The organism is Xanthomonas sp. SHU 308 (genome assembly GCF_000364645.1).
In the GTDB taxonomy this organism is placed as follows: domain Bacteria; phylum Pseudomonadota; class Gammaproteobacteria; order Xanthomonadales; family Xanthomonadaceae; genus Xanthomonas_A; species Xanthomonas_A sontii.
Genome location: NZ_AQOK01000666.1, coordinates 1 through 5,586, shown reverse-complemented (window position 1 = coordinate 5,586; position 5,586 = coordinate 1). Strand labels below are relative to the sequence as shown.

Genomic DNA, 5,586 nt, shown 5'->3' with positions numbered 1-5,586 from the left:
CCCCCCCGCCGCCAAACCGGCGGCCACCACGGCAACGCCGGCCGCGACCACCGCACCGGCGACTGCCGCGGCGGCGGCCGCGCCCGACAACGCGCGCTACATCCTGCAGGCCGGCTCGTTCGGCGCCTCCGGCGATGCCGAGTCGACCAAGGCCAAGCTGGCGATGCTGGGCCTGTCGGCGCGCGTGGAATCGGCGCAGATCAGCGGCAAGACCGTCTATCGCGTGCGCATGGGGCCGTACGGCACCGCCAGCGAACTGGCCGAGGCCAAGCAGAAGTTGAACGGCAGCGGGCTGTCGGCGATCGCGATCAAGGCGCAGTGAGGCCGGGAATCGGGATTGGGGAATGGGTGAAGCGGCTTTCTTGCCGTTTTCACCTGTACGTGCGCGCATGGGTTGTCGCTGCTGACATTGGGCCGCGTTGGCTTGATATGACGTTGCAGTTCCACGGCAGCGTGCTGCCGGCGACTACGCAAAAGAATTAGCAGCCAGGGAATCTGGAATGGGGACGCGAGCACGTCCCGTTCCGCGCGACGAGGCCTGAAGACGCTTCGGATCCGCGCGCTGTCGCGCCGCGCTGGCCCGTCTCAATCATCGAAGCCGACTTCCCCCGCGGGCACACGCGCTGTCGACGCGCGCGACCGGGTTTTGCTTTTACCATTCCCGATTCCCCACTCCCCATTCCCGGCCCTCCAATGACTCAGACCGCCCTGATCACCGGCGCCACCTCCGGTTTCGGCGCTGCCGCCGTGCGCCGCTTCGTCGATGCCGGCTGGCGCGTGATCGCCACCGGCCGCCGCGCCGAGCGCCTGCAGCCGCTGCTGGACGCCTTCGGCGCCGAGCGCGTGCACATCGCCGCCTTCGACATCCGCGACACCGACGCGCTGGACGCGATGCTGGCGGCGCTGCCCGAGGCGTTCCGCGGCATCGACCTGCTGGTCAACAACGCCGGCCTGGCCCAGGGCACCGCGCCGGCGCAGGCCGCGCAACTGGACGACTGGCGCACGATGATCGACACCAACATCACCGCGCTGGTGACGCTGACCCATCGCCTGCTGCCGACGCTGATCCAGCGCCGCGGCGCGATCATCAACATCAGCTCGGTCGCCGCGCTGTACCCCTACCCCGGCGGCAACACCTACGGCGGCACCAAGGCCTTCGTCAGCCAGTTCTCGCTGGGCCTGCGCTCGGATCTGCATGGCACCGGCGTGCGCGTCACCGCGATCGAACCCGGCATGGCCGAGACCGAGTTCACCCTGGTCCGCACCCATGGCGACCAGAAGGCCTCGGACACGCTCTACCAGGGTGCGCAGCCGATGACCGCCGAGGACATCGCCGAACAGATCTTCTGGGTGGCGACGCTGCCGCCGCATCTGAACATCAATCGATTGGAAATCATGCCGGTGACGCAGTCCTTCGCCGGCTTCCAGGTCGCGCGGCAACCGGCCTGAACGGCCGCGGGGCCGCTCCGCGCGGTCCCGCCACGTCCCGTCTCTCTCGCGCCCGTGCGGCGAAGGCCCTCTGCCGCACGGTCGGGACGGACGCTTGTCGCGCCGGCCGGCTGGCGATTCCGACAACTCCTTAACGAAATGATATAACATCGCACAATCGGAGCCGCGTTCGTACGTCGGACCGCGCACCACCCGCTCGCCCGCAGCCCAGCCGCTGCCGCCAGTCTCCACTCCCCTTGTCCGCAGCCATCATGAAGACCTACACCCATGCCCTCGCCGTGCTGGCCGGGCTCGCGGCCGGCGACGGCGCCGCGCAGACGACACCCGACACCACTACCACGCTCGGCACCGTGGAAGCGCGGCGCCACAGCGCCGCCTCGCTGTCCACGCGCAACATCCTCAGCTCGGTCGACGTGCTCGGCAGCCAGCAGATCGCCGACAAGCAGGTCATGAACAGCTGGGAGTTGCTGGGGCAGATGCCCGGCATGCAGCTCACCGAAACCCGGCAGGGTGCCGAGTCCGGCAAGGTCACCTTCCGCGCTTTCAACGGCGAGGGCTACATCAACGGCATCAAGGTGCTGATCGACGGCGTGCCGAGCAACGTCAACAGCGGCAACCAACGCTTCATCGACATGATCTTCCCGCTGGAGATCGCCTACATCGAGGTGGTGCGCGGCACCAACGATCCGCGTTACGGCCTGCACAACATCGGCGGCAACTTCAACATCGCCACCCGCCAGGGCGGCGACTACCAGGACCTGCGGCTGAGCTACGGCAGTTTCGCCACCCGCGAACTGCAGTACGCCGTCGGCCATGAGGCCGATGGCCTGGCGCAGAACTATTTCGTCGGCGCGCAGGCCGCGCATGGCTATCGCCAGCACGACAGCTCGCGCAAGTACACCCTCGGCGGCAAATGGTTCTACGGCGAAGACGACGATGCCGCACGCATCGGCCTGATCGCACGCGCCTACCACCACGAGGCCGACGAATCGGGCTTCCTCACCGCCACCGAGTTGGCCGAGAACCGCGACCAGTCGCCGCGGAAGAACGCCAACGACGGCGACGACCGCGACATGCGCCAGGCCAGCGTGCACGCCGACTTCAAGCTCGGCGACGGCTTGCAATTGCGCAACACGCTGTACCTCAACCGTTACCAGGACGACCGACGGATCACCTTCACCCGCTACCCGCTGGGCAACGCGCCACGGCAGCGTCGGCAATGGGACGAAACCCAGACCGGGTTGCTCAGCACCGTCACCTGGCAGGCCAGCGATCTACTGAGCGTGGAAGGCGGCTTCAACGCCGAGCACCAGGACAACCGTTACCGGCGCTCGCGCTACGCCTACAGCGTGCCGACCGATTTCGACCGTGCGCCGGCACGCGTGCAGAACGACGACCGCTACAGCCTGGATAACCTCGGCCTGTACCTGCAGGCGGTGATCCAACCGAGCGATGCGCTGAAGATCGTTCCCGCATTCCGCGTGGACCGCTTCTCCGGCGAGACCGCGCTGCCCGGCGGCGTGCATGCGCCGCTGCAGCGCTACGGCTGGATCGACCAGCCCAAGCTCAGCGTGATCTACGCGCTGACCCCGCAGCTGAGCGTGTACGCCAACTGGGGCCGCACCTTCCAGATCCTCACCGGCTCGACCGCCCCGGCCTACCTGACGCCCGGGCAGAGCACGTTCCGGCCCTCGATCAATACCGGCAAGGAGCTGGGCCTGAAACTGCAGCCGGTCGCCGGCACCGAGGCGCGCGTGGCGGTCTGGCGCCAGGATGCCACCGACGAAGTGGCCAACATGCCCAGCACCGGCACCACGGTCGGGCTCGGCCAGACCCGCCGGCAGGGCGTGGACCTGCAACTGAGCACGCAACTGGGCGAGCGCTGGACGCTGTGGCTGTCGCACGCGATCCAGGAAGCCAAGGTGGTCAGCGCCTTTACCGCGAGCGGCGAGTCGCTGCGCGGACGCGAGGTGTTCTCCACCCCGCGCTACATCAGCAACGCCGGCGTCGACTACCGGCCCGATGCACGCTGGAAGCTGGGGCTGCAGGCGCGCGCGCAAGGCGACTACTACATCGACGAACGCAATACCCAGGGCAAGTACGGCGGCTTCCGCGTGGTCGATGCCAGCGTGCGCTACCAGCTCAGCCCGCGCACCAGCCTCGACCTGCAGGTCAAGAACCTCACCGACGCTCGCTACGCCTACGTCTGGTACGACAACTTCTTCTGGGGCGGCAACGACCAGCCGATGTTCTCGCCGGCGCCCGGACGCGCGGCCTATCTCGGCTTCGAACTGCGCCTGTAGCCATCGCCGACGTCGGCGCGGTCCGCTGCGGCCGCGCCTCTGCCTCCCCCGGCGCCGTCCGGGGCACGCATGTGCCACGGCGCGGTTGCCTGCGTGGCGCAGACAACCGCGCGATTTTCCCCGCGAAATCGCATAACATCGCCTTCACGGAGCGAGGTACGCCCAGCGTACCGAACAAGCAAGCCCCGCAACCTCGCCGTTGCCGCCAGCCCTCCGCTGTCCCCACTTGCTTGCAGACCCCATGAAGATCGACTCCCTTGCCCTGGCCGTGCTGGCCGGGCTTGCCGCCGGCCATGCCGCCGCGCAGACCCTCACCTCCGAGACCACCACCACCCTCGGCACCGTGGAGGCGCGGCGCGAGACCGCCGCCTCGCTGTCCACCCGCAACATCCTCAGTTCGGTCGACGTGCTCGGCAGCGAGCAGATCGGCGACAAGCAGGTCATGAACGGCTGGGAGCTGTTGGGCATGATGCCCGGCGTGCAGCTCACCGAGATCCGCCAGGGCGCCGAATCCGGCAAGGCCACCTTCCGCGCCTTCAACGGCGAGGGCTACCTCAACGGCATCAAGATCCTGATCGATGGCGTGCCCAGCGACGCCAACAGCGGCAACCAGCGCTTCACCGACATGATCTTCCCGCTGGAGATCGCCTACATCGAAGTCGTGCGCGGCACCAACGACCCGCGCTACGGCCTGCACAACATCGGCGGCAACCTCAACATCGCCACTCGCCAGGGCGGCGACTACCAGGACCTGCGGCTGAGCTACGGCAGCTTCGCCACGCGCGCACTGCAGTACGCCGTCGGCCATGAAGCCGGCGGCCTGGCGCAGAACTATTTCGTCGGCGCCCAGGCCACACAAGGCGAGCGCGCGCACGACAGCGCGCGCAAGTACACGCTCGGCGGCAAGTGGTTCTACGGCGAGGACGACGACACCGCACGCATCGGTTTGATCGCCCGCGCCTACCATCTGAAGGCCGATGCGCCCGGCTTCCTCACCGCCGCGCAATGGGACGACGACCGCGACCAGTCGCCGCCACAGAATGCCAACGACGGCGGCGAGCGCACCCTGCGCCAGGCCAGCGTGCATGCCGACTTCAAGCTCGGCGACGGTGTGCAGCTGCGCAACACGCTGTACGTCAACCGCTACGACGAGGAACGCCGCGTCACCTTCACCCCCTACCCGGTCGGCAACGCACCGCGGCAGCGCCGGCAATGGGACGAAACCCAGACCGGCCTGCTCAGCACCGTCACCTGGCAGGCCAGCGACCTGCTGAGCGTGGAAGGCGGCCTCAACGCCGAGCACCAGAACAACCGCTATCGCCGCTACCGCTATGCCTACGCGGTGCCGACCGATTTCTGGAGCGCGCCGGCGCGCGTGCAGAACGACGACCGTTACACGCTGGACAACCTCGGCCTGTACCTGCAGGCGGTATTGCAGCCGACCGACGCGCTGAAGATCGTGCCGGCGTTCCGCGTCGACCGCTTTTCCGGCGACACCACGCTGCCCGGCGGCGTGCACGCGCCGCTGCAGCGCTACGGCTGGATCGACCAGCCCAAGCTCAGCGTGATCTACGCGCTGAGCCCTCAGCTGAGCGTCTATGCCAACTGGGGCCGCACCTTCCAGATCCTCACCGGTTCCACCGCCCCGGCCTACCTGACGCCGGGCCAGCCGGGCGTGCGGCCGTCGATCAACACCGGCAAGGAACTGGGCCTGAAACTGCAGCCAGCCGCCGGTACCGAGGCGCGCGTGGCGGTCTGGCGTCAGGACGCCACCGACGAGGTGGCCAACAACGTCAGCTCCGGCACCACCGTGGGCCTGGGCCAGACCCGGCGC

4 protein-coding genes are annotated in these 5,586 nt (G+C 68.4%); all 4 read left to right on the top strand.

Annotation, left to right across the window (positions count from 1 at the left end; all coding sequences use genetic code 11):
* Nucleotides 1-322: SPOR domain-containing protein (locus D588_RS0118310; protein WP_017917009.1), on the top strand; the 322-nt coding region annotated here is incomplete at its 5' end.
* A gap of 371 nt (nucleotides 323-693) precedes the next feature.
* Complete coding sequence (locus tag D588_RS0118305) at nucleotides 694-1,449, top strand: SDR family NAD(P)-dependent oxidoreductase (protein ID WP_017917008.1); 756 nt, start codon at nucleotides 694-696, stop codon at nucleotides 1,447-1,449.
* Nucleotides 1,450-1,700: 251 nt separating this feature from the next.
* Nucleotides 1,701-3,752, top strand: a complete 2,052-nt coding sequence (locus D588_RS0118300; RefSeq protein WP_017917007.1) for a TonB-dependent receptor — start codon at nucleotides 1,701-1,703, stop codon at nucleotides 3,750-3,752.
* A gap of 241 nt (nucleotides 3,753-3,993) precedes the next feature.
* The coding region (locus tag D588_RS0118295; protein ID WP_017917006.1) for a TonB-dependent receptor at nucleotides 3,994-5,586 on the top strand (1,593 nt) is incomplete at its 3' end.

Excerpts from the sequence above, each read along its gene's own strand:
- D588_RS0118305 (WP_017917008.1), top strand. The coding sequence starts at position 694 with ATGACTCAGACCGCCCTGATCACCGGCGCCACCTCCGGTTTCGGCGCT.
- D588_RS0118300 (WP_017917007.1), top strand. The coding sequence starts at position 1,701 with ATGAAGACCTACACCCATGCCCTCGCCGTGCTGGCCGGGCTCGCGGCC.